This is a genomic window from Billgrantia desiderata (genome assembly GCF_900108215.1).
Lineage (GTDB): Bacteria > Pseudomonadota > Gammaproteobacteria > Pseudomonadales > Halomonadaceae > Halomonas > Halomonas desiderata.
Genome location: NZ_FNVC01000007.1, coordinates 95009 through 117679, shown reverse-complemented (window position 1 = coordinate 117679; position 22671 = coordinate 95009). Strand labels below are relative to the sequence as shown.

At 63.6% G+C, this 22671-nt stretch carries 26 protein-coding genes; 17 read left to right on the top strand and 9 right to left on the bottom strand.

Going from position 1 to position 22671, the window contains the following annotated elements; translation table 11 throughout:
- Positions 1 to 17: 17 nt before the first annotated feature.
- Together C4S71_RS08980 and C4S71_RS08975 are read right to left on the bottom strand one after the other, a co-directional pair.
- On the bottom strand, positions 18 to 371 hold the full coding sequence (locus C4S71_RS08980) for a hypothetical protein (RefSeq protein WP_086510335.1): 354 nt from the start codon (positions 369 to 371) through the stop codon (positions 18 to 20).
- Positions 372 to 452: 81 nt separating this feature from the next.
- Positions 453 to 1103: a LysM peptidoglycan-binding domain-containing protein gene (locus tag C4S71_RS08975; protein WP_160113374.1), complete on the bottom strand. Its 651-nt coding sequence runs from the start codon at positions 1101 to 1103 to the stop codon at positions 453 to 455.
- Positions 1104 to 1393: 290 nt separating this feature from the next.
- Here C4S71_RS08975 and glnH point away from each other — a divergent pair, with 290 nt between their 5' ends.
- From glnH to C4S71_RS08945, 6 genes are all read left to right on the top strand, one after another.
- Positions 1394 to 2131 (top strand): glutamine ABC transporter substrate-binding protein GlnH, encoded by a 738-nt coding sequence (gene glnH, locus C4S71_RS08970; RefSeq protein ID WP_086510343.1) that lies wholly within the window; start codon positions 1394 to 1396, stop codon positions 2129 to 2131.
- A 46-nt stretch (positions 2132 to 2177) separates the two neighbouring features.
- Positions 2178 to 2834 (top strand): glutamine ABC transporter permease GlnP, encoded by a 657-nt coding sequence (glnP, locus tag C4S71_RS08965; RefSeq protein WP_086510333.1) that lies wholly within the window; start codon positions 2178 to 2180, stop codon positions 2832 to 2834.
- Positions 2831 to 3559: a glutamine ABC transporter ATP-binding protein GlnQ gene (gene glnQ, locus C4S71_RS08960; RefSeq protein ID WP_103968905.1), complete on the top strand. Its 729-nt coding sequence runs from the start codon at positions 2831 to 2833 to the stop codon at positions 3557 to 3559. The genes glnP and glnQ overlap by 4 nt, the downstream gene beginning before the upstream one ends.
- Positions 3549 to 4604 carry a C45 family autoproteolytic acyltransferase/hydrolase gene (locus C4S71_RS08955; protein ID WP_086510331.1) on the top strand — a complete coding sequence of 352 codons (1056 nt, stop codon included), beginning with the start codon at positions 3549 to 3551 and terminating at the stop codon, positions 4602 to 4604. The genes glnQ and C4S71_RS08955 overlap by 11 nt, the downstream gene beginning before the upstream one ends.
- Positions 4573 to 5499 (top strand): MurR/RpiR family transcriptional regulator, encoded by a 927-nt coding sequence (locus C4S71_RS08950; RefSeq protein WP_235014275.1) that lies wholly within the window; start codon positions 4573 to 4575, stop codon positions 5497 to 5499. Before C4S71_RS08955 ends, C4S71_RS08950 begins: the two co-directional genes overlap by 32 nt.
- An 82-nt stretch (positions 5500 to 5581) precedes the next feature.
- The gene (locus C4S71_RS08945) at positions 5582 to 5986 is read left to right on the top strand and encodes a glutaredoxin family protein (RefSeq protein ID WP_086510330.1); all 405 of its coding nucleotides are present in this window, start codon (positions 5582 to 5584) and stop codon (positions 5984 to 5986) included.
- Here the strand turns inward: C4S71_RS08945 and C4S71_RS08940 are convergent.
- Both C4S71_RS08940 and C4S71_RS08935 read right to left on the bottom strand, forming a co-directional pair.
- Positions 5974 to 7554, bottom strand: coding sequence for a PH domain-containing protein (locus C4S71_RS08940; RefSeq protein WP_103968904.1), 1581 nt, complete (start codon positions 7552 to 7554; stop codon positions 5974 to 5976). The genes C4S71_RS08945 and C4S71_RS08940 overlap by 13 nt on opposite strands.
- Positions 7551 to 8090: a PH domain-containing protein gene (locus C4S71_RS08935; protein ID WP_103968903.1), complete on the bottom strand. Its 540-nt coding sequence runs from the start codon at positions 8088 to 8090 to the stop codon at positions 7551 to 7553. Before C4S71_RS08935 ends, C4S71_RS08940 begins: the two co-directional genes overlap by 4 nt.
- A 139-nt stretch (positions 8091 to 8229) precedes the next feature.
- On the opposite strand from C4S71_RS08935, the gene C4S71_RS08930 reads away from it, so the two are divergent.
- The gene (locus C4S71_RS08930; protein ID WP_086510327.1) at positions 8230 to 8700 is read left to right on the top strand and encodes an aminoacyl-tRNA deacylase; all 471 of its coding nucleotides are present in this window, start codon (positions 8230 to 8232) and stop codon (positions 8698 to 8700) included.
- Between the two features lie 90 nt (positions 8701 to 8790).
- Here C4S71_RS08930 and C4S71_RS08925 read toward each other — a convergent pair whose 3' ends face one another.
- On the bottom strand, positions 8791 to 9801 hold the full coding sequence (locus C4S71_RS08925) for a M28 family peptidase (RefSeq protein WP_103968902.1): 1011 nt from the start codon (positions 9799 to 9801) through the stop codon (positions 8791 to 8793).
- A gap of 207 nt (positions 9802 to 10008) precedes the next feature.
- Here C4S71_RS08925 and C4S71_RS08920 point away from each other — a divergent pair, with 207 nt between their 5' ends.
- Positions 10009 to 11130: a site-2 protease family protein gene (locus tag C4S71_RS08920; protein WP_103968901.1), complete on the top strand. Its 1122-nt coding sequence runs from the start codon at positions 10009 to 10011 to the stop codon at positions 11128 to 11130.
- Here the strand turns inward: C4S71_RS08920 and C4S71_RS08915 are convergent.
- From C4S71_RS08915 to C4S71_RS08905, 3 genes are all read right to left on the bottom strand, one after another.
- On the bottom strand, positions 11099 to 12730 hold the full coding sequence (locus C4S71_RS08915; RefSeq protein WP_160113373.1) for a sensor domain-containing diguanylate cyclase: 1632 nt from the start codon (positions 12728 to 12730) through the stop codon (positions 11099 to 11101). The genes C4S71_RS08920 and C4S71_RS08915 overlap by 32 nt on opposite strands.
- 125 nt (positions 12731 to 12855) lie before the next feature.
- On the bottom strand, positions 12856 to 14067 hold the full coding sequence (locus tag C4S71_RS08910) for a methyltransferase (RefSeq protein WP_103968899.1): 1212 nt from the start codon (positions 14065 to 14067) through the stop codon (positions 12856 to 12858).
- Positions 14039 to 14569: a hypothetical protein gene (locus C4S71_RS08905; protein ID WP_140162490.1), complete on the bottom strand. Its 531-nt coding sequence runs from the start codon at positions 14567 to 14569 to the stop codon at positions 14039 to 14041. Before C4S71_RS08905 ends, C4S71_RS08910 begins: the two co-directional genes overlap by 29 nt.
- A gap of 300 nt (positions 14570 to 14869) precedes the next feature.
- On the opposite strand from C4S71_RS08905, the gene C4S71_RS08900 reads away from it, so the two are divergent.
- The 9 genes from C4S71_RS08900 (at position 14870) to yejK (ending at position 21912) form a co-directional block, all read left to right on the top strand.
- The gene (locus C4S71_RS08900; protein WP_103968898.1) at positions 14870 to 15502 is read left to right on the top strand and encodes a glutathione binding-like protein; all 633 of its coding nucleotides are present in this window, start codon (positions 14870 to 14872) and stop codon (positions 15500 to 15502) included.
- Positions 15499 to 16389 carry an SDR family NAD(P)-dependent oxidoreductase gene (locus tag C4S71_RS08895; RefSeq protein WP_103968897.1) on the top strand — a complete coding sequence of 297 codons (891 nt, stop codon included), beginning with the start codon at positions 15499 to 15501 and terminating at the stop codon, positions 16387 to 16389. Before C4S71_RS08900 ends, C4S71_RS08895 begins: the two co-directional genes overlap by 4 nt.
- A gap of 2 nt (positions 16390 to 16391) precedes the next feature.
- A complete protein-coding gene (locus C4S71_RS08890) occupies positions 16392 to 16712 on the top strand; it encodes a hypothetical protein (protein WP_103968896.1) in 321 nt (106 codons plus the stop codon).
- 17 nt (positions 16713 to 16729) lie between these two features.
- Positions 16730 to 17017: a DUF1330 domain-containing protein gene (locus C4S71_RS08885; protein WP_086510318.1), complete on the top strand. Its 288-nt coding sequence runs from the start codon at positions 16730 to 16732 to the stop codon at positions 17015 to 17017.
- 104 nt (positions 17018 to 17121) lie between these two features.
- The gene (locus tag C4S71_RS08880) at positions 17122 to 17400 is read left to right on the top strand and encodes a peptidylprolyl isomerase (RefSeq protein WP_103968895.1); all 279 of its coding nucleotides are present in this window, start codon (positions 17122 to 17124) and stop codon (positions 17398 to 17400) included.
- Positions 17401 to 17653: 253 nt separating this feature from the next.
- A complete protein-coding gene (locus C4S71_RS08875; protein WP_371832030.1) occupies positions 17654 to 18577 on the top strand; it encodes an ABC transporter ATP-binding protein in 924 nt (307 codons plus the stop codon).
- On the top strand, positions 18574 to 19335 hold the full coding sequence (locus tag C4S71_RS08870) for an ABC transporter permease (protein WP_086510315.1): 762 nt from the start codon (positions 18574 to 18576) through the stop codon (positions 19333 to 19335). The genes C4S71_RS08875 and C4S71_RS08870 overlap by 4 nt, the downstream gene beginning before the upstream one ends.
- A 220-nt stretch (positions 19336 to 19555) precedes the next feature.
- The gene (locus tag C4S71_RS08865) at positions 19556 to 20782 is read left to right on the top strand and encodes a GGDEF domain-containing protein (protein WP_086510314.1); all 1227 of its coding nucleotides are present in this window, start codon (positions 19556 to 19558) and stop codon (positions 20780 to 20782) included.
- A 113-nt stretch (positions 20783 to 20895) separates the two neighbouring features.
- Positions 20896 to 21912 carry a nucleoid-associated protein YejK gene (gene yejK, locus C4S71_RS08860; protein WP_103968945.1) on the top strand — a complete coding sequence of 339 codons (1017 nt, stop codon included), beginning with the start codon at positions 20896 to 20898 and terminating at the stop codon, positions 21910 to 21912.
- Between the two features lie 11 nt (positions 21913 to 21923).
- Here yejK and C4S71_RS08855 read toward each other — a convergent pair whose 3' ends face one another.
- On the bottom strand, positions 21924 to 22649 hold the full coding sequence (locus tag C4S71_RS08855) for a glutamine amidotransferase (protein WP_086510313.1): 726 nt from the start codon (positions 22647 to 22649) through the stop codon (positions 21924 to 21926).
- Between the last annotated feature and the right edge of the window lie 22 nt (positions 22650 to 22671).

Here is a 22671-nt window from a genome sequence, read left to right as displayed (position 1 = left end):
GCGCCACCCGCCATGGTCTACTGGCCTGCGGCTGGCTCGACGCTCTCCAGCGTCAAACGACGCCCTTCCGTGGCAGAGTACTCGAAATTGCCGACGACGCGCACCGTTTCCCCCAGGTGAGGCGCGATCTGCTCATGAGGAAATATTTCGACCCGGTTCAGGTCCTCGTCCTCGATCCAGTAATGCAGCGGATCCTCGAAGTGCCGCACCACGCCCTCGGTGCGCACTCTGGTACCGTCGAGCTGTTCGGCCTGGTTGACCAGCACCGGCAGGGTGACCTCGCGCAGCTCGTCCGTGGCATCCGAGCAGGCCATGAGGCCTGCAAGCATCAGCCCTGCGACGATAGCCCGGCGCTGCCGTTTCGCTTTCATGTCCCGTTCGACCCTCCCTTAGGCCCGATAAAGTCCGAACATACCGCTCCGCCGCCGGCCCAAGGCCAACGGCGGAGGCCATCAACGCGGAACGACGAGCGTCAGCCCCGGCCACACGAGATCGGGATTCTCGAGCACGTGCCGGTTGGCCTCATGCAACTCCTGCCAGCGCTGGGAACTACCATAGAAGCGCCCGGCGATGCTGGCCAGGGTATCGCCACGGCGCACCTGGTACAGGTTGGCATCCAGCGCGCGCGCCACCAGCCGCTGATCCCGCTCGAGCTCCTCGACCAGCTCGTCGATGCTTTCCAATAGGGCTTCATCGCGCCCCCCGGCTCGCATCAGCTCAGCACGGGTCGCACGAATTGCGCCCATGGTCACGCTGGCCGAGCGCAAGGCGCCATCGAGGTCGATCTCACCGCCCTCTTCCGCGGGCAAGCGCGCGCGGAGTGCGGCTATTTCCCGCTGTGCCGCGCGCAACTGACGCTCACGCTCTTCCAACTCTTCAGCCAGCGCGGCAGCATCCTGCCCCGTGGTGTCATCTGCGGCTTCGTCGGCGGTCGCCTCATCGGCAGCCTCCTCGACCTGCGCTTCCGTGTCGGTTTCCGTCGCTTCATCCTGCTGCGCGTGAACGGTTTGGCCGAGTGTCAGCACCAGCAAGGCCGCCAGCAACAGCCCGGCGAACGGCCAGTTCCAGGAACGCTCCCACCGCGTGTCTGCAATTTCTTTCATGACGCAACCTCTCTGCTGTTCTTGTGATTTCGACCGATGCCATCGACAGGCCATCGGCGTTCAAGAGGAGCCGGGCAAGCTCGAAAGCCCGCCCACATGAACAGTATGGCCAGAGTGGGCCATTCATGCCCGCTTGCTAATCAACGCAATGCACAATGCAAATTTCTTGCGCTTTTGTTTTTTATGTACAAATATATTTGCAAGCAAGGTTCACATGCACTGCTTCTACACGAACCTTGTTCCACAGCAGCGCAACCATTGCTCAACAACAACGCCAACGAGGAAGCATGATGAAAACGCAGATACTGTGTGCCGCCATGGGGACCAGCCTCGCCCTTGCCTCTACTGCCTTTGCCGACAAGCTGATCGTCGCTACCGATACTGCCTTCGTTCCATTCGAGTTCATGAAGGACGGTGAGTACGTCGGGTTCGACATCGACATGTGGGAAGCCATCGCCGAGGAGAACGGCTGGGAGTATGAGCTACGCCCGATGGATTTCTCCGGCATCATCCCGGCGCTTCAGACCAATCAGGTCGACGTGGCGCTGGCTGGCATCACCATCCGCCCAGACCGTCAGGAGGTGATCGACTTCTCCGACGGCTACTACGACAGCGGTTTCACCCTGATGGTACCGGCGGACAGCGACATCGAGAGCACCGACGATTTGGCCGGTCGCACCCTGGCACTGCGGATGGGCACCTCGGCGGCCGATTACGCTCAGGAGCACTTCACCGAGACCGAGCTGCGGCTACTGCCGAATATCGACAACGCCTACCTGGAGTTACGGACCGGTCGCGTCGATGCCGCCATGCACGACACGCCAAACGTGCTCTATTACATCGCCACCGCTGGAGACGGCGAGGTGAAAGCCGTCGGGGAACAGATGATGGCCCATGAGTACGGCATCGGCTTCCCCAAGGGCAGCCCCCTAGTAGAAGACGTCAATGCCACCCTTGCCGCCATGCGTGAGGACGGTCGCTACGACGATATCTACGAGACCTGGTTCGGCACCCGTCCCGGCCAGTGAGCCGGATCACAGCGCTCCTCACCCCTGACGAATCTCGAGGTTCCCAATGAATACGGATTGGTCCGTCATCGTCACCTTCATGCCTCAACTGCTCAAGGGTGCGCAGATGACGATCTTCATTACCGTAGTGGGGCTGTGCGGAGGCATGGTGGTAGGCGCCATCGCCGGTATCATGCGCGCCTACGGCAATTGGCTGCTCAACTACACGGCAATGGTATACATCGAGGTGATTCGCGGCACCCCCATCGTGGTGCAGGTGATGTTCCTCTACTTTGCACTGCCCGTGCTGGCCAGCATCCGCATCGACCCGCTCAGCGCCGCAATGATAGCCATCGTGATCAATGCCGGCGCCTACATTGCCGAGATCGTCAGGGGTTCCCTGCAATCGATCAGCCGTGGTCTCGCCGAGGCCGGGCTGGCTCTTGGCCTGCCCCGCTGGAAGGTGTTGCTCTACATTGTCGGGCCACTCGCCTTTCGGCGGTTGATTCCACCTCTCGGTAACCAGTTCATCATCAGCCTCAAGGACACTTCTCTGTTCATCGTGATCGGCGTCGGTGAGCTGACACGAACCGGGCAGGAAATCATGGCGGCCAATTTCCGTGCCGTGGAGATCTGGAGTGCCATCGCCATCATGTACCTGATCATGACCGGCAGCCTGACCCTAATGCTGCGCTTCATCGAGAGAAGGATGAAGATTCTATGAGCATCATCGAATTCAGAAACGTATCCAAGCACTTCGGTTCGCTCAAGGTACTCGATGAAGTTGACCTTACCATCGACCGCGGCGAAGTGGTCGTGCTGATTGGTCCTTCGGGATCGGGAAAATCGACGCTGCTGCGCTGTATCAACGGGCTGGAAATGATCACCGGTGGCGACCTGGTAGTGGATGGGCTCAGCGTCCTGGCCGGTAACGCCAGGCTGAGAGAGATTCGCCAGGAAGCCGGTATGGTATTCCAGCAGTTCAATCTCTTTCCACAGTTGACCGCCGCAGAAAACGTCGCGTTCGGCCCCAGGCACGTGCGTGGTGTAAACCGCACGCAAGCGCGAGAACAGGCGCTGGCGCTGCTCGACAAGGTAGGGCTGAAGGCTCAGGCCGAGCAGTATCCCGACTCGCTTTCCGGCGGGCAGCAGCAGCGCGTCGCCATCGCCCGGGCATTGGCCGTCAAGCCCAAGGTGATGCTCTTCGATGAGCCGACTTCGGCGCTCGACCCCGAGCTGAAGCAGGAAGTGCTCAACGTGATGCGTACGCTCGCGGAAGAGGGGATGACCATGGTGGTAGTGACCCATGAGATGTCCTTCGCCAGGCAGGTGGGCTCACGCCTGATCTTCATGGAACACGGCAAGATTGCCGTCGACGGAGACCCGCGAGACATGATCTCGGCCCCCACCAACCCCAGGCTCAAGGACTTTCTTAGACATGTACATTGATCCGCCGAACGGCACGGAGCGCCGAGCCGGGCTGAGATGCCTGCGCGCTAGCGGCGATCACCGGCAGTTGGGTTACGCACTGGGGCAGGCCGGGCGCCGTGCCGTGCATGACAAGCTGCTGTCCAGCGAGCTGTGGCAGGACATTACCCATCCCCGTCACGATGCTACGGTAGCTCGCATGTTGGCATGCTGCCGAAGCCGTTTTCCCTGGGTGCTCGAAGAGCTCGAAGGTCTGGCCGAGGGACTCGAACTGCCCTTTCTGCAGGTCTTCGCATGGAACAGCCGGGGAGACTTGCTCTCTCACTGTCCGGACGGCTGCACTACCGTCGTCCTTCCTGGCCTCGAGCCCTGTATCGCACACAACGAAGATGGGCTCCCCTGCTTCGACGGCGACGTCTTCGTGGCTCAGTTGTCGCCGGTCGGTCAGCCGAGCTTCATGGCTTGCTGCTATCCAGGATCACTACCAGGTCATACCTTCGCTCTTACCGAGTTAGGCATCGTTCAGGCAGTCAACAACCTGCGCTTCGATGGCGTAGTACCCGCAATACCCCGTATGGTGCTGGGCCGCGCCATGCTGGCCGAGCCCACACTTGACGCCATTCTCAGCCTGCTCGCTGAGGCACCGGCCAGTGGGGGATTTCATTTCACGCTGGCCCAGCAGGGCGAGCGCAGGCTCTACAGCGTAGAAATAGGAAGCGGCCAATTATCCATCAAAGTCATCGACAGCGCCTGTGTGCACGCCAACCATGCGCTGCACCATCCACGAGCTGAGGAGGGTCAGACGATCACCCGTTCCTCTCGCGATCGCCAGCAGCGAGGCGACGAACTGATTGCATCGTCGCAACCAGACCCCCTACGCATCTTGCGCGATACCGGGGGCAACGGGTTGCCTATCTATCGTCGTGCGCCAGACGACCCCGATCACGAGAATACCCTTGCGACTGGCGTGTTCCGCCTGCTTAATGACGGCGTTCAATGGGAGATACACCCACCTGGCCATAGCGAGCCCTTTCATGGCAGCAGACACACCCTCTTTGACGGATAACGAACGCGCCCCGTCCGACCTCGAGTCGCTCCGCGCCCTCTCCCTGGCCATCGCCCGCGGCGAAAGTGACCGACACCTGGGACCCAAGGCTCAGGAGGTGCTTTCGCGACTGATCGAACTGCGTGGCGACCCGGCGCTGCTGTCCATCTCCGCGCTGGCCGAGAAACTCGAAGTCAATCCCTCGACGATTTCCCGGCTGGCCAGATCGCTCGGCTATACCCGCTTTGGAGAGCTCCAGCGCATCCTTCTCAGCGACTCGCTGACCTCGCCCCATTCGTTCTACCGCCAGCATGCCAGCGTTGCCCTGGCCGCGGACAAGAGCGATCTGCTGAACCAAGCTCGCCAGCTTGCCGGCGAGCAGTGCCGCAATATCGAGCGTTTCCTGGACAACCTGCGCAGCGACGAACTGGAAGCCTTTGCCAACGCCGTAATGAATGCAGCCCACGTTCGTCTGTACGGCGTGCGCCAGTTCCATGCCTTCGCCAGCTTTCTCGCCTATGGCCTGGGAATGCTGCGCTCCGACGTCAGTCTGCTCAGCGACAGCGGCCACGGCATTGCCGAAGGTCTGGCCGGCATGGGTACCGACGACGTGTTGATCGCCGCTAGCTGCAAACCCTACACACGCGAAGTGGTGAACGTCTGCAAGGCGGCCCGCAACCACGGTATCCGGGTCCTGGTGGTCACGGACATGTCCAACTCCCCGCTGGTACGCCACTCCGAACAGGCCCTGCTGGTGCCACACGAAAGCAGCTTCATCTCGAACAGCATGGTGGCTTTCCTGAGTGCCGTGGAATGTCTGGTCAATGCGTGCGCCACGCTATCGGGAGAAACGGCTGCCGAGGCGCTGTCACGCCGCGACCGCTTCATCGACGAACTGAAAATCGAGATGCGTTGATCTCTTGTGCGCGTGGCTTGGAACTCGATGCCTGGCACGGCATCATGTGGCCCCTGAAAAATTCATCCATCCCGGGGTCACAATGAGAATCGTGTTGCGCTACTTCTTTCGCGGCGTACGGCTGGTGCTGTCGCCGGTCATGCTGATCGCCGAAAAGCTCTCCACACCGCAGAGCGTCGAACGCAGCGAACAGGAGCAGGCTGAGGTCGACGAGGCGTGCCGCCAGTTGGCGCTGTATCAGTTTCGCTCTTGCCCGTTCTGTATCAAGGTGCGCAAGGAGATGGCACGGCTGGGACTGAAGATCGAGATCCGCGATGCCCAGCTCGACCCGGATCGCCGCCGTGAGCTGGAAGAAGGCGGTGGCAAGGTCAAGGTCCCGTGCCTGCTGATCGAGCATGACGATGGCCATCAGGAGTGGCTGTACGAGTCCAACGCTATCAACGCCTGGCTGCACCGCCGCTTCGGTGCCGAGCCTCAGACGGGCTGAGCGCACTCGGCGGTGAACAGCAGCGTATCGGCCAGGTGGCGGGCATCGTCCTCCTTCAGATAAGGTAGCGTCTGGCGACCGTTGGCCAGCTCCAGATGCAGGGTGGCAACGCCGCGCCGGCGTTGCAGCCAGCTCTGCTGAAGCCGCAGCGAGATGAGATGGTGCATGGGAAAGATACCGGTGCGCTGGCCCACGACTCCGCGCCGCACGCGCAAGAAGTCTCCCTCTTGAGCCCAGCCGGTCGCGATCCAGCGCCAGTGGGCCAGCACGGCGGCCAACAGTGGCAGCCCCGCGGCCAAGCCACCCCAGGCCGGCCATGAGAGTTCGAGCGGTATCAACAAGCCCAGCACCAGTGCCGCCCCGCCGGCGAGCAGCAACAGGTAGCGCAGGAACAGCACCCGCCGATAGCTGGGGTCGACCCGCCGCAGCAGCTGCCCGCTACCGGCATGACCCGTGAAACGGCCCGGCTTGAAATAGCCCGAACCTGCACTGCCCTGCCAAAAGTGCGCCGTCAGCGCCTCCCCCTGCGCCTCGCTGAGCCCCGGTACCATGAAGCGGCGCGACTCTCCCGCATCGCCGCCCAGTGCGCCGTACTGGTGGCACACCAGATAGCCACGCCCGAGCAGCCGGCCGAGCCCCGTCTGTACCCACTCCACCACCTGCAGCCGCGCCAGGCTCAGGGTCTGCTCCTGGCGATGAAACAGGCCGCTGCGCTGAATCTGTCGCTCGCCGGCGTCGAGCAGCACGAAACCGTGAAAGCGCCACCAGGCGGCCAGAATGGCCAGCAGTGCCAGCAGGATCACCACCGCCAGGAGCCCCACGGCAACCGCCAGCAGCGGCGAACCCGGCATCCAGGCCTCGAAATCGAGCTGCGGCAGCCGGTCGTGCAGCCAGCGCTCGAGCGGGCGTACCAGCGGCGACAACATCGCCGCGATGAGGTAGATCGAGCGGCTGGCCAGGCCGTGCAGCACGATGGCTTTGGCACCGATGACAAAGCGCGGCACGGCCTGCATCTCGTCCGCCGGGGAAGACTCGGACGTTGCGCCCGGTCGTGGCTTGGTCGGCCGACGCCTGCCATCGGGCGGCCGCAGCTCCCTTTCGAGCACTTCCGCCCGTTCGCGGCGAATGCCCGGCAAGGCAATACGCGACGCCTCGCCGGCCAGCGTTTCCACTTCCCACAGCACCAGGCCGAAGGGGCGCATGTAGACCGGCTGACGAATGACGATGCTCTGTACGTGGCGTGCCGCCACCTTGAACTCGCGGTGTTCCAGCAATCCTTTCTGCACGATCAGCACGTCGCCGTCGCAGCAGTAGCGAAAGCGACGGTAGTAGAGCAGGCTGATCAACACTGCCAAGATCAACAGCACCGCCCCACCCAACGCCAGCTCACGCAGGCCCAGGCGCTCCACCAGTGCCAGGCCGGCCCCGGCGCCGAGCACCAGCGGCATGTGCTGGCGCAGCAGCGACGCACAGCCGCTGAGCAGCAGCAGAAGTACCGCCCAGGGTGAAAGACGCTGCCACTTCAACTCCCCGCCCAGCCCTCCGCCGAGCGGCGACGCTTCGCTCATGGCGCATCCGCCCCCGTAGGTTCCGGTTCCGCACGCTCCAGGCGGGCCAGCAGATACTGACGGATCGCCGCGGCCCGATCGGCGGTCAGGCCCTCCAGTACCATGTCCGCCCCTCTCCCGCCCGCCGTGAAACACACCAGGCGTACCAGGCCAAAGGCGCGTTCGACCGGGTTGCTCGAGGTCTCGATGTGCTGCAGACGAGCCAGCGGCAGCACCTGGGTGCTCTGAACCAGCAGACCGCGACGATAGATCAGATCGTGCTGACGCAGGCCGTAGGTCCGGCGTCGGGCCTCGAGCCAACCCAGCACGACGCTGATGACGCCCAGCAAGCCCACTCCCACCGCCGGCCACGGCTGCCAGGCAGCGATCTCAGCAATCATCAAGGGCATGAAGGCGGCCAGCGCCGTCAGCAGCAGCCAGTGCAGGCTGCGCAGCACTGCCTGGCAGGGGGCCAGACGAGGAGAAACGGGCTCCAATGGCGCCTCCGCAAGCGCAGGGAGATTCTGTGGATCCAGCGAGACATTGGTGAAGGTCACATCGGCTCCTTGCTCACGGCTGGGCGAACGCCCCTGCTCAGCAGGCCCACAGGCGCTATGCTGATAGATGAGGAAAACACTGCAGCATGGATGCGCTCCACCAGCGAACGTCGGCCTGCGTGCCGAGGGAGACAGTGTCATGGCGATCCCGGCCACCCTTAGGGAATACTTGAGAGCCTGTGATATCGACTACGAGGAGGTCAAGCACGACTACGAAGTCAGTGCCAGCCGCATTGCCCAGCAGTCGCACGTTACCGGCGAACAGCTCGCCAAGGCCATCATGCTGCACAGCCGCTCCGGCTATCGCGTCGCGGTACTGCCCAGCACCTGCGATGCCGATCTGGAGAGCCTGTCGCGGCTGTTCAACGAGCCGGTAGAACTTGCCGAAGAAGATGAGATCGTGAACCGCTTCAACGACTGCGACCCGGGGGCCATCACCCCGGTCGGCCAGGCCTATGGGCTGCAGGTCTATGTCGACGACATGTTGCGGCACCAGCCGGACATCTATTTCGATGCCGGCGATCACGAAACGCTGCTGCACATGAGCGGCAGGGAGTTCGAGAAGCTGATGGGCGCATGCCCCCACGGCCAGTTCAGCCGGCATCACTGAACGAGCCAGTGGTCGTGATTTTCGCACCCGGTCGCCCCGGCCGGGTGCCTCCGGGTCTCGCCCGCGCGGGGCTCCGGGTCTGCTGCTGCGCTATCGTTGGGCCATGCTCTCGAGCATGTGCGCCAGGGCCTCGGCCACCCTGGCCATGGTGACGTAGTCCAGTCGCTCGTGGGTGTCGCTTGGGCGATGGTAATGGGGATTGCGGAAGTTGGCGGTATCCGTGAGCATCATGGCCGGAAAACCCATTTCCCAGAAGGCCCAGTGGTCCGAGCGATGGATGTCGCCCATCTGTGGCGGCGCCACCAAGCCCTCCGAGGGTACCGTCGCGTGACGACGAAACTCACCGATGGCCTGATGGAGCAGCCGGCGCGACCCCAGATGAGTAACGAAAGCGAGGAAGTTTCCCCGGTCCGGATAGAACAGATCGAGGGGGAACGGATAGAACTGACTGTCGGGCTCGTCGCTGTAGTAGCCGAGCATCTCCAGCGAGATCATGCCCACGACGTTCCACCCCTCGGCCTTGGCCTGCCGCGCGTAGTGCAGGCTGCCCATGGCATCGCTGCCGAAGAACGGCGCCTCTTCATTGACGAACGCCACCAGGCGCAACGAGCGATCGAGCTCGGCCTCCTGCAGCAGACGCGCCAGTTCGATCAGCACGGCCACGCCGGAGGCGTTGTCATCCGCCCCCGGGCTGCCGCGCACCGTATCGTAGTGGGCCCCCACCACGAGCACTTCGTCGGCGCGGTCAGCGCCGGGGAAGACCACCTCGATATTGTGGAAGACCCGGCTGCCCGCAGGCACCTCCTGGCGCCTGGGCCGATGGCCGGCCTCTGCCAGGGCCCCTTCGATGTAGTCGGCAGCGGCTTCGAGCGCCTCCGGTCGCCAGTAGTGGCGTTCGCCGATGTCGTCGGACAGGGCCCGAACGTGACGCTGGAGTCGCTCCCGCAACAGCTCGCCTTCGGCACCCAGCGGCGGGGGGGCGCCATGGAAGGATGTGCCCGGCATATGCAGCATCAGCCAGTAGCCTCCTCCCAGCACGAGAACGAAGACGCAGCCGATCACGCCCAACACGGTCGCCAACGGCGAGCGTCTACGCTTCATCTCGGGCTACTCCCGGCAGTGCCAAGCCCGTTACCGACGTCTTCGCGGTCCGTTGCCATTCATCTCCCCTCTCCCTGGACACCCACCTTCCTCAAGATAGGTGCCTGACCTTTCGCTGAAAAGGGAAACGTTCACGCCGATTGGACGGCTTGGCTTTCATCAGAGAATACCGTCAAACTGAGGCCATACACAGCGAGGAGGCAGGCGATGTTCAAGTCCGTGCTGGTGATAGGCCGTTTCCGCGGCATTCGTCTGGAAGTCCATGTCAGTTGGCTGATCATCTTTGCCCTGCTGTTGACGACCATGAGTGCAGGGTTCAGACACCAGTATCCGGACTGGACCACCGCCACCGCCGTGCTCACTGCTTTGGTGACCGCTCTGCTCTTCTTCTCCTCGATACTGGCCCATGAATTGGGGCATAGTCTGGTGGCCATTCGCCGCGGCGTGCCCGTGACGGCCATCACGCTGTTCATCTTCGGCGGCGTAGCCCAGATGGCCCGCGACCCCGACAAGGCCAACGACGAGTTCTCGATCGCCATTGCCGGGCCGATCGTCAGCTTTGTTCTGGCGGCCAGCTTCGCTGTGCTGGCCATGCTGACGGCAGGCTGGTACCAACCGCTTACCGTAGCGCTGAACTGGCTGGCAACGATCAATCTGCTGGTGGCGCTCTTCAACCTCATTCCCGGCTTTCCCCTCGACGGCGGTCGCGTGCTGCGAGCACTGGTGTGGAGAGTTACCGGCGACCCCAAGAAGGCCAACGACACCGCCTTTGCCAGTGGCAAGCTGGTCGCCTACGGCCTGTTCGGCCTGGCCATCTGGAACCTGGTGGCCGGCAACCTGGTGGGCGGTCTGTGGATCATGCTGATCGCCTGGTTCCTGCTCAACATGACGCAGGCACAGGGACGCATGCACCTGCTCAGGGAACGACTTGCCGGGGTGCGCGCCCGGGACCTGGCTGAAGCGGAGATACCGCTGGTCGCTCCGCAACGCTCCATCGAGGCGTGGCTGCATGAGGACGTATTGCCTTCCGGTCGCCGCGCCTTCCTGGTGGGTACCGATATCGCCGATGTACAAGGGCTGATATCGCTCAGCGATGCGCGCCATGTGGAGCACGCCCAGTGGGCCACGACTCGGGTTGCCGACATCATGACACCGCTGCACAAGCTGCATCACGTTTCACCCGGCGCCAAAGCCGACGAGGTTCTCCAGATGCTCAATGAGCATGGGCTGAATCAGATTCCGGTGATGCAGGATGGGCGGGTAAGTGGCTGGATCGATCGGCAACGTGTGCTTCGCACTATCGAGATTCATCTGGAAGTGAACCGCTGAGTGCCTCCGGCTCAGCCACGCAGACTCGATTGCGCCCATTCGCCTTGGCACGATAGAGCGCCGCATCGAGGCGCTTGTAGCAGTGCGCCTCTGCCTCCTCCGGCCCCAGTTCGGCGACACCGAAGCTGCTGGTAAGGATCGGAACCGGCGGAAACGGCTCCTCAGCAATGGCCTGACGCAGCCGCTCGGCCAGATACACCGCCCCCAACAGTGGCGTAGCCGGCAGCAGCAGCATGAACTCCTCGCCGCCCCAACGCGCCAGCACGTCCACCTCACGCAGCAGGCCATGGCAAGTATGCACCAGTTTCTTCAATACCATGTCGCCCACGCTGTGACCGAAGGTGTCGTTGATGTGCTTGAAGTGGTCGAGATCGAACATGACCAGGCTCAGCGGCTCGCCGCTGCGACGCGCTCTCTTGCGCTCGCGGGCCAGCAGGTCGAGAAAGCGGTTACGGTTGACCGCTCCGGTAAGCGGATCGTGGCCGGCGTGATACTCGAGCTCCGCCTGGTGCTGCTTGGCCTGACTGATGTCGCGCATGATGGTGGCGATGCTGTCGATTGCGCCGCTTTCGCTGCGTCGCGTCACGATCAGCTGGGAAACGGGAATCTCGCCTTCGCGACCCACCACGGCGGTCTCCGCGTACCAGTAGCCATGCTCCATGGCGTAGGGAATGCCTTCCTCCTCGATGAGACGGCGCACCCACGGCGGATGCGCGCTGACCAACGCATCGGCCAGCATGTCGGGCAGAGTGCCGAACAGGTCGCGCCCGGCCTTGTTGAGATAGACCACGCGGCCCTGGCCATCGGCAATCGAGACGATGTCGGGAGAAGCGTCCAGTAGATGGGTCAGCCGGTCCCGGTTCACCTCGGCGGCATGGCGAGCCGTCACGTCCTCGACGATGCCGCTGAAGTCGACGCTGCCGTCCTCCGCGACCTGGCGCAGCGCGGTGACCTCGGTATGGATGAGGGCTCCCTTCAAGGTACGCAGGCGCAGCGGGCGACGGCTCACGACCCCGTCCCGCTCCAGATCGGCGATGAAGGACTTGAGCTCGTCGGCGCTCTCATACAGCGATGAGGGCCGTACGCTCAACAGCGCCTGAAGCGACTCGGCCTCGAAGATCGTCAGCATGGCGGGATTGGCCGCCGTGAAGCGGCTTTCCGGCTCGGCGGAATTGCGATAGACCCCTACGGGCAGGTTGTGGAACAGGTCGTTATAGGTCTCCAACAGAGCGCAGTAGCGCTTCTCGTCGGTGACGTCGATGATGATCGAATGGAGATATTCGCGTCCGCCCAGACAAACCGGCCCCGAGTAGACGTGCACGTCGCGCACGTCCCCGTTGGCCAGGCGATGCTTGAACTCGAAGAACAGCTGCTGGCAGGCTTCCGCCTTGGCCATGTTGGCAAGCACCACCTCAGGATCGAGGCAGTTGATGTCGGTGATCTTCAGCTGCTTCAGCACGTCGGCGGGATAGCCGTAAAAGCGCACGGCGGAAGCATTGGCGTCGACGATACGCCCATCACTGGGATCGATCAGCAGCTTGATGGCCGGATTGGTATTGAACAGCTGCTCGAAGAACGAAGCGTGATCGTCACTGGTCAACGGCGAGCCCCTTGCGTATCGACGTCTTGTCTCGAGCATGAGCAAGCGTCGTTATAATAATGTCTTATCGATATTTCGGCAGTTGCAGCCTGAGCTGAAGGCGTGAGCCTGCCGATAGTTTGAGCTTATGACGTCCTGGCGCGAATGCATAGGTTGCGCGGCGTCAATCGATGCGCACAGAAAGTGCCGATCTCTACCCTGAAGCCGGCTTCTTCGAGCCGTTGGACGCGGTCCATGGCCAACCACATCTCCAGCGGACGCCGAAACAGATGGCGTACCAGCTCCAGCCGGCTCACTTCCGCCAGCCGCTGCCAGCCCGCGGACTCGTAACGCCGATAGTCGAGCCCGTCCGGAAGCGTCAGCCCCTTGCGCTGCGCTGCCCAGTGGCAGAAGTCGTCGAAGCGCTCGGGCATCTGGCCATAGGCCAGGCTCGGCACGGGCAGGTAGGTATCTTCACCGCGCAGTTCACGCTGCAGCTCATCGAAGCCCAGCCGCCAGGCATTGGCCCGCTCACGATGCCGACGCACCCCCAGCGGCGCCGTAACGGTTTCCTGCACCGCCAGTGCCAGGTCGTTACGTTCCAGATGCAGGGAGTGGCTGTGGCACAGCGCCCGCCCGAGCTGCGATACGGGGCGATAGTCCGCCGCTTGCGTGCGGTGGTAGCAACATGGCGCCAGGGTCACGGTACAGCCCGCTGCCACGGCACGTTCGAGCAGCCCGAGATGCAGGTCGCCGCAGGCGTGCAGCGCGACGACATGCGTATCGGCAGAGAGAAAGCCCGCCACCTCGTCGGCCAGCACGTCCTGGCGGTACAGCCGTACCGGTGCCTGCTGCGCCGCGGCCAGCCGGCGGCCTTCCTCACACAAGCTGGCCTGCCACTCCAGGGCGCCGACCTCGCGGCCATGTCGCCGGGCCAGGGTCCGTGAGAGATGCCCCTTGCCGGCGCACCATTCCAGCAGGCGTTCATGAGGCGTGACGTCCAGGCATCGGATGAAGGCCTCGATCTGCTGCCATTTGCGCCCGCCGACATGCTGGCTCCAGGCCGCCGGCAACGGCTCGCCCTTGGCAGCCAGCGGCGGCAGCTCGACCAGCCCGGCCAGCTCGGCGACCGGCAACCGACCCGCGAGCGGCGAGGCGTGCCAGGGATCGGCCTGCAGGCGGGCGAGCTGGGCGTCGCTGAGCCCCAGCAGCGTTTCGGTCAGTTCCGGATGTCGCTCGCACCAGGCGGCACGACGCTGAGTGAACGGGAGCGGACGCCAGACCGATTGCCATTCGGCAAGCAGAGCGGTAAGGCGGGAGAAGCGCGACTCAATATTCGATGCGGGATGCGTTGGCATCGAACTCCACCGCGATGTCGATGCCCTCTTCCAGGCTTGCCTCTTCGCCCAGCGCCTGCTGCAGGGCCAGCACGCCCTCCACCCTGCCCGCCACATGGGCCTTGCTGCCTTCCACCTCGAAGGTATCCAATGCCAGGCGAACCTCGGCATTGTCGGAGGTGAACACCGGCGGCATCACGCTGGCGCCGATGGGGTGCAACAGATCGAACTTGGCGATTTCCCCCTCATCCAGGGTGATGCTGAGCGAGAGCGAATCACGCACACGCCAGCTGTCCGGCGCGCTGAAGCCAACCAGATCGATCACGACCCGATCGCCCAACTCGGTGAAGGTGGCGTTGGAATCCACCCCCTGGCTGAGAATGAACCATTCGCGCTCCTGGCCATCCAGCAGCCCCGTCATCATGCCGACGGTCTCGGCTTCCTCCTGGGCATGGGCCGCCCCCGTCATGGCCAACAGCATCACAGGCCCCAGCCATGACCGCAGCGTCGTTCTACACCTCATGTTTCCCCCTTGACGTGCTTCGGCACGCATCGGCAAACCGCGTCGCGGCCATTCTCCCGGGCACTTGTGAGACTGACAAGCCCCGTACAGAAGCGCCAAAACCCGTGTATGGCACACACTGAACTCCCCCGACCGTGCCACGCTATCCATTCAGCATAGCCGGCATGGAGCCACCACGAACCCGACCGCGCCGACAGTGCGCGCAGGCCGTTATGTCGATGAGCGACGAAATGGTAAGGTCTCCGACAACCCCGCGGGTCTGATGTTGCGCAACCCTCTCCCGGTGACAAGGACTACACGATGATCGATTTCTGGACCTGGACCACCCCCAATGGCCGCAAGGTTTCCATTCTGCTCGAAGAGCTCGGCCTACCCTACCGCACCCACGCCGTGGACATTACCCGGGGCGAACAGTTCGAGCCAGCCTTCCTCGAGGTGAGCCCCAACAACAAGATCCCCGCCATTCGCGATGCCGAAACCGGCACGGCATTGATGGAGTCGGGCGCGATCCTGATCTATCTGGCCGAGAAGGCGGGCCGCTTCCTGCCCAGCGAACCCGAAAAACGCTACCGCACCCTGGAGTGGCTGATGTGGCAGATGGGCGGCCTTGGCCCCTTTCTGGGACAAGCCCATCACTTCCTGAAGTTCAACGCCGGCAAGGCCCCCTATGCCGAAGAGCGCTTCCACGCCGAGGCCGAGCGCCTCTACCGCGTACTCGACGCACGTCTGGCCGACAATGCCTACCTGGCCGGCGATGAGTACACCATTGCCGACATCGCCTGCTGGCCCTGGGTGTCGCGCTACGAGTGGCAGCGCATCAGTCTCGACGACTACCCCAACGTGAAGCGCTGGTACCTGGAGGTTGCCGCTCGCCCGGCGGTGCAGCGCGGTTACCAGGTACCGCACAAGGTCAACGAGATTCCTCTGCCATGAGCCGCGATGCCACGACGAAAAGGCATGACGCAGCTCAGCGCAGCGTGCTGGTAACGGGATGCTCCAGCGGAATCGGTCATGCCGCTGCCCATGCCCTGGCCAAGCGGGGCTGGCGCGTGTTCGCCACCGCCCGCCGCGAAGAAGATCTGGCACGCCTGCGCGACGAAGGGCTCGAGGCGCTGCCCCTGGAGCTGGCCTCGAGCGACTCCATCGCCGCCTGCATGGAGCAGCTGTTGGCGCACACCGGCGGCAGGCTCGACGCGCTGTTTAACAATGCCGCCTACGGCCAGCCGGGGGCCGTCGAGGACCTCTCCCGGGACGTACTGCGTACTCAGCTGGAGGTCAATCTGCTCGGCACTCATGAGCTGACCACGCGCATCGTTCCTGTCATGCGCGAACAGGGCTTCGGCCGGATCGTACAGAACAGCTCGGTGCTCGGTTTCGCCGCCCTGCCGTATCGCGGGGCCTACGTGTGCTCCAAGTTCGCCCTGGAAGGACTCACCGATACGCTGCGTCAGGAGTTGTACGGCAGCGGCATCCACGTCAGCCTGATCGAGCCTGGCCCGATCGCCAGCCGCTTCCGCGAGAACGCCTACCGCGCCTTTCTCGAGCACATCGATGCCCAGCGCAGTTACCATCGCGATACTTACCGCGCCGTCGAGGCTCGGCTGGCGGGAAAGGGAGCCTCCTCCGGGGGCGCTTTCACCCTGGGGCCCGATGCCGTGGTCGACAAACTGATCCACGCGCTGGAGAGCCGCATGCCGAAAGCGCGCTATCATGTCACGCTGCCCACCCATCTCTTCGGCGTGCTCAAGCGTCTGCTCACCACCCGGGGGATGGACCGGGTACTGCTGGCATCGACACGCGACGAACGCAAAGGAGACTGAACTTGGGCCGACTCATTTCGTTGATCTTCCTGGCCGCCCTTGCCTATGGCGGCCTCTACTTCTATTACGGTCACGTCGTCAGGCAGGCCATCGATCAGCAGCTCGAGGCACGCGGCCTCACCGCCCTGGAAGTACAGCGCGTCGGATACGCGCCGTTGGCGCCACTCAGCACCCAGGCCACGATCCGTGCCGAGGTCAGTTATCGCGGTGCCGACGCCACGGTCACCGTGCGCCTGCATGGCCATCCCATCTTCTCCGACGAGGTGCGCATGGAACTCGACGGCCTGCAGAACCTGCGGCTAAGGTTTGGCGTGAACGGATAACCAACGAGGAGGCCCCCATGGGTAGTGCCTACGTGGTCGGACAGGTAACGGTACATGATCCCGAGCGCTGGATGGAGTATGTCGAACGCGTCCCCGAGACCCTCGCCCCCTGGGGCGGCGAGGTGGTCATGCGCGGGCAGCGTACGGCCATGCTGGCCGGCGAGCCGGGCCATCCCAACATCGTGATGCTGCGCTTTCCCGACCGCCAGGCCGTGGAGCAGTGGTACGCCTCCCCCGAGTATCAGGCCCTGGTACCGCTGCGCGACTCGGCGGCCCAGGTCGAGCTGGCCGCCTACGAGGGATGACCTTCGGCAGCGCGCGTGTGCATGCTATGCTGCGCGCTTTATCCCACGACAGGCTCGCATGCACGACAGGCTCGCATGAGAGCCTCTCACGACAGGAGTAAGACATGGCCAAGGCAACTGCGCGACACATTCTGGTGAACAGCGAAGAGAAGTGCGAGGCTCTCAAGGCCGAGATCGAAGGCGGTCGCGACTTTGCCGAGGTGGCGCGCGAGCACTCCACCTGCCCCTCGGGCGCCCGCGGCGGCGACCTGGGTAGCTTCGGCCCCGGCCAGATGGTGCGCGAATTCGACGAGGTGGTGTTTTCCAGTGAGCTGAACAAGGTACATGGGCCAGTGAAGACCCAGTTCGGCTATCATTTGCTGGAGATCACCAGCCGTAGCTGAAAACCAGCCATAGCCGGTTTTTGGCGGTAGCATGACGCCGCCCGCCAGGAGAAGCCGCTCGTGCCTTGAACTGCACGGCGGCTTTTCTCATTTGGCCCCCTGTGTCGAGCGGCCTCACGCGCTAGGATAGAGCCAAGTCGAATCGATCTTTCGCCAACAGGGACGTCGCATGACTCTCTCAGCCAACCCTTCGCGAATCAGAATGCCGGAGCCGGGCTCCACGGCCGGTGGCAGCGGCGAGGCCGGTACGCCGATGATTCAGGTCGAACAGCTCTCCAAGATCTATGGCGGCGGTTTCCAGGCACTCAAGGAGGTGAACCTGACCATCCGCCGCGGCGAGATCTTCGCCCTGCTCGGCCCCAACGGAGCCGGCAAGACCACGCTGATCAGCGTGATCTGTGGGCTGGTCAATGCCAGCAGCGGCAGCGTCCGGGTCGATGGCTTCGACAACGTGGCCCACTACCGAGAAGCCCGCGAGCGCATCGGCCTGGTACCCCAGGAGCTGACCAACGAGGCCTTCACCACGGTATGGGACACGGTCAGCTTCAGTCGCGGGCTGTTCGGCAAACCCAAGGATCCGGCGCATATCGAGAACGTGTTGCGCGCCCTGACCCTGTGGGACAAGCGCGACAACCGCTTGCTGGAGCTCTCCGGCGGCATGAAGCGACGGGTGCTGATCGCCAAGGCGCTGTCGCACAACCCGCAGGTGCTGTTCCTCGACGAGCCCACGGCCGGTGTCGACGTGGAGCTGCGCCGGGAAATGTGGGAAGTGGTGCGCGGCCTGCGCGACCAGGGCGTGACCATCATTCTCACCACCCACTACATCGAGGAAGCCGAGGAGATGGCCGACCGCATCGGCGTGATCCGTCGCGGCGAACTGGTGCTGGTGGAAGAGAAAGCCGCCCTGATGCGGCAGCTGGGGCGCAAGGAGCTCACCCTGCACCTCGCGGTACCGCTCGAAGCCCTGCCTGCCGCCCTGAGCGGCCACGACCTCGTGTTGGCCGACGAGGGACATGCGCTGGTCTACACCTATGACGTCAGCCGTCAGGACGAGGGCACCGGCATCGCCGGGCTGCTGGCCGACCTGGAGGCAACGGGCATCCGGGTGAAGGATCTGCACACGCGACAGAGCTCGCTCGAGGAGATCTTCGTCAACCTGGTCAGGGAGAGCGCATGAACCTGCAATCGGTGAAAACCATCTACCAGGCCGAGATGGCCCGCAGCCTGCGTACCGTGCTGCAGAGCATCGTCTCCCCGGTGGTCTCCACGTCACTCTACTTCGTGGTGTTCGGCGCGGCCATCGGCACCCGCATCAGCGAAGTGGACGGCGTGAGCTACGGCGCGTTCATCGTGCCGGGGCTGATCATGCTGATGCTGCTCACCCAGAGCGTCTCGACCGCTTCGTTCGGCATCTTCTTCCCACGCTTCTCGGGTGCCATCTACGAGATCCTCTCGGCGCCGATCTCCTATTTCGAGATCGTGCTTGGCTATGTCGGGGCGGCGGCCACCAAGTCGATCATCCTGGGGCTGATCGTGCTCGGCACGGCGCGGCTCTTCGTGCCCTTCTCCATCCAGTATCCGCTGATGATGCTGCTGTTCCTGATTCTTACCGCAGTGACCTTCAGCCTGCTCGGCTTCATCATCGGCATCTGGGCCGACGGTTTCGAAAAGCTGCAGCTGGTACCGCTGCTGATCGTCACGCCGTTGACCTTCCTCGGCGGCACCTTCTACTCCATCGACATGCTGCCCCCTCTGTGGCAGGCGGTGACACTGCTCAACCCGGTGGTTTACCTGGTCAGCGGCTTCCGCTGGAGTTTCTACGGCACCGGCGACGTCAGCATCTGGGCCAGCCTCGCCATCATCACACTGTTTCTCGGTGTAGCCCTGGCGGTGATCAACTGGATTTTCCGCACCGGCTATCGGCTCAAACCCTGAGACAACGCATGAGTTCAGGGGTTAGCGATGGCATTGAGCGCTACGGCACAGTCGTCGCTGGCGCTCCCGAGCGTAATTGTCCATGCTTTCACAGATTGCGTTTACATACTTGTAACAGGAGGCACAGCCTACTTACAGCACGAGCAGAACATGAGAATAAGCGAGCAGCGGAGTGATCCATTCCACGACGACTCCATTGCTCCATTACAAGGGAACTGCAATGACTGCTGGCAAGAACGAAGCTAGGCAGGGAGCTTCGCTCAATTGGTGCGTCGAGTTTCACGACGCCCCGCTGGAAGCCCTCTATCGCCGCACCATGCGCTTACAGGACGCACAGCAGTTGCGCTATGCGCTATGGCTGATTGCTGCCACCTTCCTCCTGTTCATCATGGCCGACTATGTGCTACTTGGCGCGAGCGGCACCTTTCTCATCCTGGCCGCCACCCGTATCGGCGTGACGCTCAGCTGCCTGGTGCTGGCCCGTTACATCACCCGATACCCTGCCCAAGCCCACCGGCCGCTGCCGCTCAATCTGGTCTACTTCGCCGCCATCAGCGGTTTGCTGCTGACGATCTATCTCCACCCGGGCAGTGTCGGGCTGCACATCTCGAGCATCGTGGTGGCCAGCCTGACCATCTATCTGCTGGTGCCCAACCGGCTGACCTGGATTCTCGTCTGGAATGGCTATCTGTCGTTCGGCTTCATTCTGCTGGCGCTGCTGTGGAAACCCCTGGCCCCCGGCATGCTGGCAAGTGCTCTGATGATCATCGCCTTCGCCAATCTGATGGGCTGGCTGACCTTCAGCCGACTGAACCGGCTGCAGCGCAAGCAGTTCGCCCTGCTGATGGATGAGCGCGACGTCAATCGCAAGCTGCAGAGCGAGATCGAGGAGCGCCAGATGCTCGAAGCCCAGCTGCGCCACATGGCCAGTACCGACCCGCTGACCGGCATTGCCAACCGGCGCCACTTCTTCGAACTGGCCGAGCGCGAGTTGACCCGGGCCCAGCGCGAGCACACGCCGCTGGCCATCTGCATGGTCGATATCGATCTGTTCAAGACCCTCAACGATCATCATGGCCATGCCGTGGGCGACCTGGTGCTGACGACGGTGGCCTCCTGCTGCGCCTCGGTGTTGCGCGAGACGGACATCATCGGCCGCTACGGCGGCGAGGAGTTCGTCATCGCCCTGCCCCAGGCCGATCTCGAGACCGCCAACTCAATCGCCGAACGCCTGCGAGACAAGGTGACCTCCCTGCAACTTCCCATGCTGCCACTCGGTCAGCGTCTCTCCGTCACGGTCGGCATCAGCCAGGTGGCGCACGGGGAAACGAGGCTGGAGCCCGCACTGCAGCGCGCCGACGAGGCGCTCTATGCCGGCAAGTCTCGCGGCAGAAATTGCGTCGTGGTCGCCGGCGAGGCGCCGCCTGCCATCACCGCGAAAGCGTGAGAATTGCGCTCCGTCGCGGCTTGAACTCGACGCCAGGCCCGGTATGATTCGCCTTCCTGCCTAGCGGCACAGTCCACCGGCGCTTGCCCAGCGTCACGACGGCGGAGATGGTCATGCCGATACAGCACTGCATCGTCCACGAGATCGACAAGGAGACCAGCGAGCAGCCGGCAAGCCTGCGGGCAGCCACTGCCGAGCTGGTATCGTCGCCGCTGCTGGAAGACCTGCTGTCGGGATTTCACGATGCCTACCATGCCAAGACCAAGGCATGGGGACACTTCGTAGAGCCGGACACCAGCGAACCGGCTTCGGCAACGCCCTTCGCCCAAGAGCTGACCGACTACCTGGAAGCGCGCAGCGACTTCGTCGCCTTCAGCCAGGCTCTGGCCAATCGCCTGCTGCCGCTGGTCGACGCGCACCTCTCCACCTCCGGCCACCTGTTGTGCATCGACTATCGTCAGGGTGAGACCCACTATCTCGGCGTGGCACTGCTGCATCAACGCAGCGGGTTCGGCATCGACAAGGCCATGCAGGTCGTGCCCGCCTCGCAGCTCAACCTGGCGCGCATGAGCCTGGGGTTGCGGCTCAATCTGACCCAGTGGCGCGACGGCGCTGCGTCGCGCCATTACCTGTCGTGGATTCACGATCGCGGCGGCAGGAAGCTCTCCGAGGACTTGGCCACCGCACTCGGCGCCGCCGAGGGCATCGATGCCACCGGCGAGACCCGCACCCTGCTCAAGGCCTTCAGCGATTACGTGGAGCGTGAGGATCTTCCCGAAGAGCAGAGCCGGGAGAAGACCGAAGCGCTGATCGACTACGCCAACGAACAGGCCAGCCGCGGTGAGCCGATCACCCTGGAAGAGCTCTCGGAGCTGCTCGACGAACAGCAGCCCAAGGCGTTCTACGACCACATCCGCAACGCCGACTACGGCCTCTCGCCCGAGATACCGCCGGACAAGCGTACCCTCAGGCAGTTTCGCCGCTTCACCGGCCGCGCCGGGGGCGTCTCGATCAGCTTCGATTCCCACCTGCTGGGATCGACCATCGAGTATGACGAAAGCCAGGACCGGTTGATCATCAAGCAGCTGCCCAAGCAGCTCAAGGAACAGCTCAAGCAACGCAAGGAGTGAGGCGCCCGAGGCTACTCGATGCCGTAGGCTGCCTCGGCGTTGGCCAGCCACTCGCGCAGTACCTGACGGCCGCGCTGGGCAAGGTCTTTCCCATGTCGCAGTGCCTGCTCACGCAGTTCGACCGGATCGACCTCCGCTGCGGCCAGCTCGGCCGCATGACCGATCAGCCAGGGCTCGATTCGGGCAGGATCCACCTCGAGATGAAACTGCAGCCCCAGCACCTGATCGCCCACGGCGAAGGCCTGGTGCGAACAGGGGTGGCTGTAGGCCAGCCGCGTCGCACCGGGTGGCGTTTCGAACATGTCGCCATGCCAGTGCAGAACCAGATCGGGATTGCCCAGGTGGCGTAACGGCCCCTCCTGCCCCTCGCGCGTCAGGTAGACGTCGGCAAAGCCGATCTCCTTTTCCGGCATCGGAAAGACCCGCCCGCCCATGGCGCGGGCGATGAGCTGTGCCCCGAGGCAGATGCCGAGCAGTGGACGTCCCGAATCGAGCCGGTGACGAATGGCATCCAGCTCGGCGGCGAGAAAAGGATAGAGCGCATCGTCATTGGCCCCTAGCGGGCCTCCCAGCACCACCATCAGCTCGGGGCTGTCGACGTCCAGCGATTCCAGGGCATCCGGCCCCAGCAGCCCCGGGTCGAGGTAGCGGATCCGGTAACCGAACTCCTCGAGAATCGGCTCGAAGATACCCAAGTCCTCGAAGGCAACGTGGCGGATGGCAACGACACTCTTCATGCGCAAGAAACTCCTTTTCCGT

What these genes read in the sequence shown, in the direction of transcription:
- C4S71_RS08930 (WP_086510327.1), top strand. Translation starts at nt 8,230, where the DNA reads ATGGCGATCCCGGCCACCCTTAGGGAATACTTGAGAGCCTGTGATATC.
- C4S71_RS08865 (WP_086510314.1), top strand. Translation starts at nt 19,556, where the DNA reads ATGACTGCTGGCAAGAACGAAGCTAGGCAGGGAGCTTCGCTCAATTGG.
- glnP (WP_086510333.1), top strand. Translation starts at nt 2,178, where the DNA reads ATGAATACGGATTGGTCCGTCATCGTCACCTTCATGCCTCAACTGCTC.
- yejK (WP_103968945.1), top strand. Translation starts at nt 20,896, where the DNA reads ATGCCGATACAGCACTGCATCGTCCACGAGATCGACAAGGAGACCAGC.
- C4S71_RS08940 (WP_103968904.1), bottom strand. Translation starts at nt 7,554, where the DNA reads ATGAGCGAAGCGTCGCCGCTCGGCGGAGGGCTGGGCGGGGAGTTGAAG.
- C4S71_RS08925 (WP_103968902.1), bottom strand. Translation starts at nt 9,801, where the DNA reads ATGAAGCGTAGACGCTCGCCGTTGGCGACCGTGTTGGGCGTGATCGGC.
- C4S71_RS08920 (WP_103968901.1), top strand. Translation starts at nt 10,009, where the DNA reads ATGTTCAAGTCCGTGCTGGTGATAGGCCGTTTCCGCGGCATTCGTCTG.
- glnQ (WP_103968905.1), top strand. Translation starts at nt 2,831, where the DNA reads ATGAGCATCATCGAATTCAGAAACGTATCCAAGCACTTCGGTTCGCTC.
- C4S71_RS08870 (WP_086510315.1), top strand. Translation starts at nt 18,574, where the DNA reads ATGAACCTGCAATCGGTGAAAACCATCTACCAGGCCGAGATGGCCCGC.
- C4S71_RS08955 (WP_086510331.1), top strand. Translation starts at nt 3,549, where the DNA reads ATGTACATTGATCCGCCGAACGGCACGGAGCGCCGAGCCGGGCTGAGA.
- C4S71_RS08885 (WP_086510318.1), top strand. Translation starts at nt 16,730, where the DNA reads ATGGGTAGTGCCTACGTGGTCGGACAGGTAACGGTACATGATCCCGAG.
- C4S71_RS08900 (WP_103968898.1), top strand. Translation starts at nt 14,870, where the DNA reads ATGATCGATTTCTGGACCTGGACCACCCCCAATGGCCGCAAGGTTTCC.
- C4S71_RS08910 (WP_103968899.1), bottom strand. Translation starts at nt 14,067, where the DNA reads ATGCCAACGCATCCCGCATCGAATATTGAGTCGCGCTTCTCCCGCCTT.
- glnH (WP_086510343.1), top strand. Translation starts at nt 1,394, where the DNA reads ATGAAAACGCAGATACTGTGTGCCGCCATGGGGACCAGCCTCGCCCTT.
- C4S71_RS08875 (WP_371832030.1), top strand. Translation starts at nt 17,654, where the DNA reads ATGATTCAGGTCGAACAGCTCTCCAAGATCTATGGCGGCGGTTTCCAG.
- C4S71_RS08905 (WP_140162490.1), bottom strand. Translation starts at nt 14,569, where the DNA reads ATGAGGTGTAGAACGACGCTGCGGTCATGGCTGGGGCCTGTGATGCTG.
- C4S71_RS08980 (WP_086510335.1), bottom strand. Translation starts at nt 371, where the DNA reads ATGAAAGCGAAACGGCAGCGCCGGGCTATCGTCGCAGGGCTGATGCTT.
- C4S71_RS08975 (WP_160113374.1), bottom strand. Translation starts at nt 1,103, where the DNA reads ATGAAAGAAATTGCAGACACGCGGTGGGAGCGTTCCTGGAACTGGCCG.
- C4S71_RS08880 (WP_103968895.1), top strand. Translation starts at nt 17,122, where the DNA reads ATGGCCAAGGCAACTGCGCGACACATTCTGGTGAACAGCGAAGAGAAG.
- C4S71_RS08950 (WP_235014275.1), top strand. Translation starts at nt 4,573, where the DNA reads ATGGCAGCAGACACACCCTCTTTGACGGATAACGAACGCGCCCCGTCC.
- C4S71_RS08855 (WP_086510313.1), bottom strand. Translation starts at nt 22,649, where the DNA reads ATGAAGAGTGTCGTTGCCATCCGCCACGTTGCCTTCGAGGACTTGGGT.
- C4S71_RS08895 (WP_103968897.1), top strand. Translation starts at nt 15,499, where the DNA reads ATGAGCCGCGATGCCACGACGAAAAGGCATGACGCAGCTCAGCGCAGC.
- C4S71_RS08945 (WP_086510330.1), top strand. Translation starts at nt 5,582, where the DNA reads ATGAGAATCGTGTTGCGCTACTTCTTTCGCGGCGTACGGCTGGTGCTG.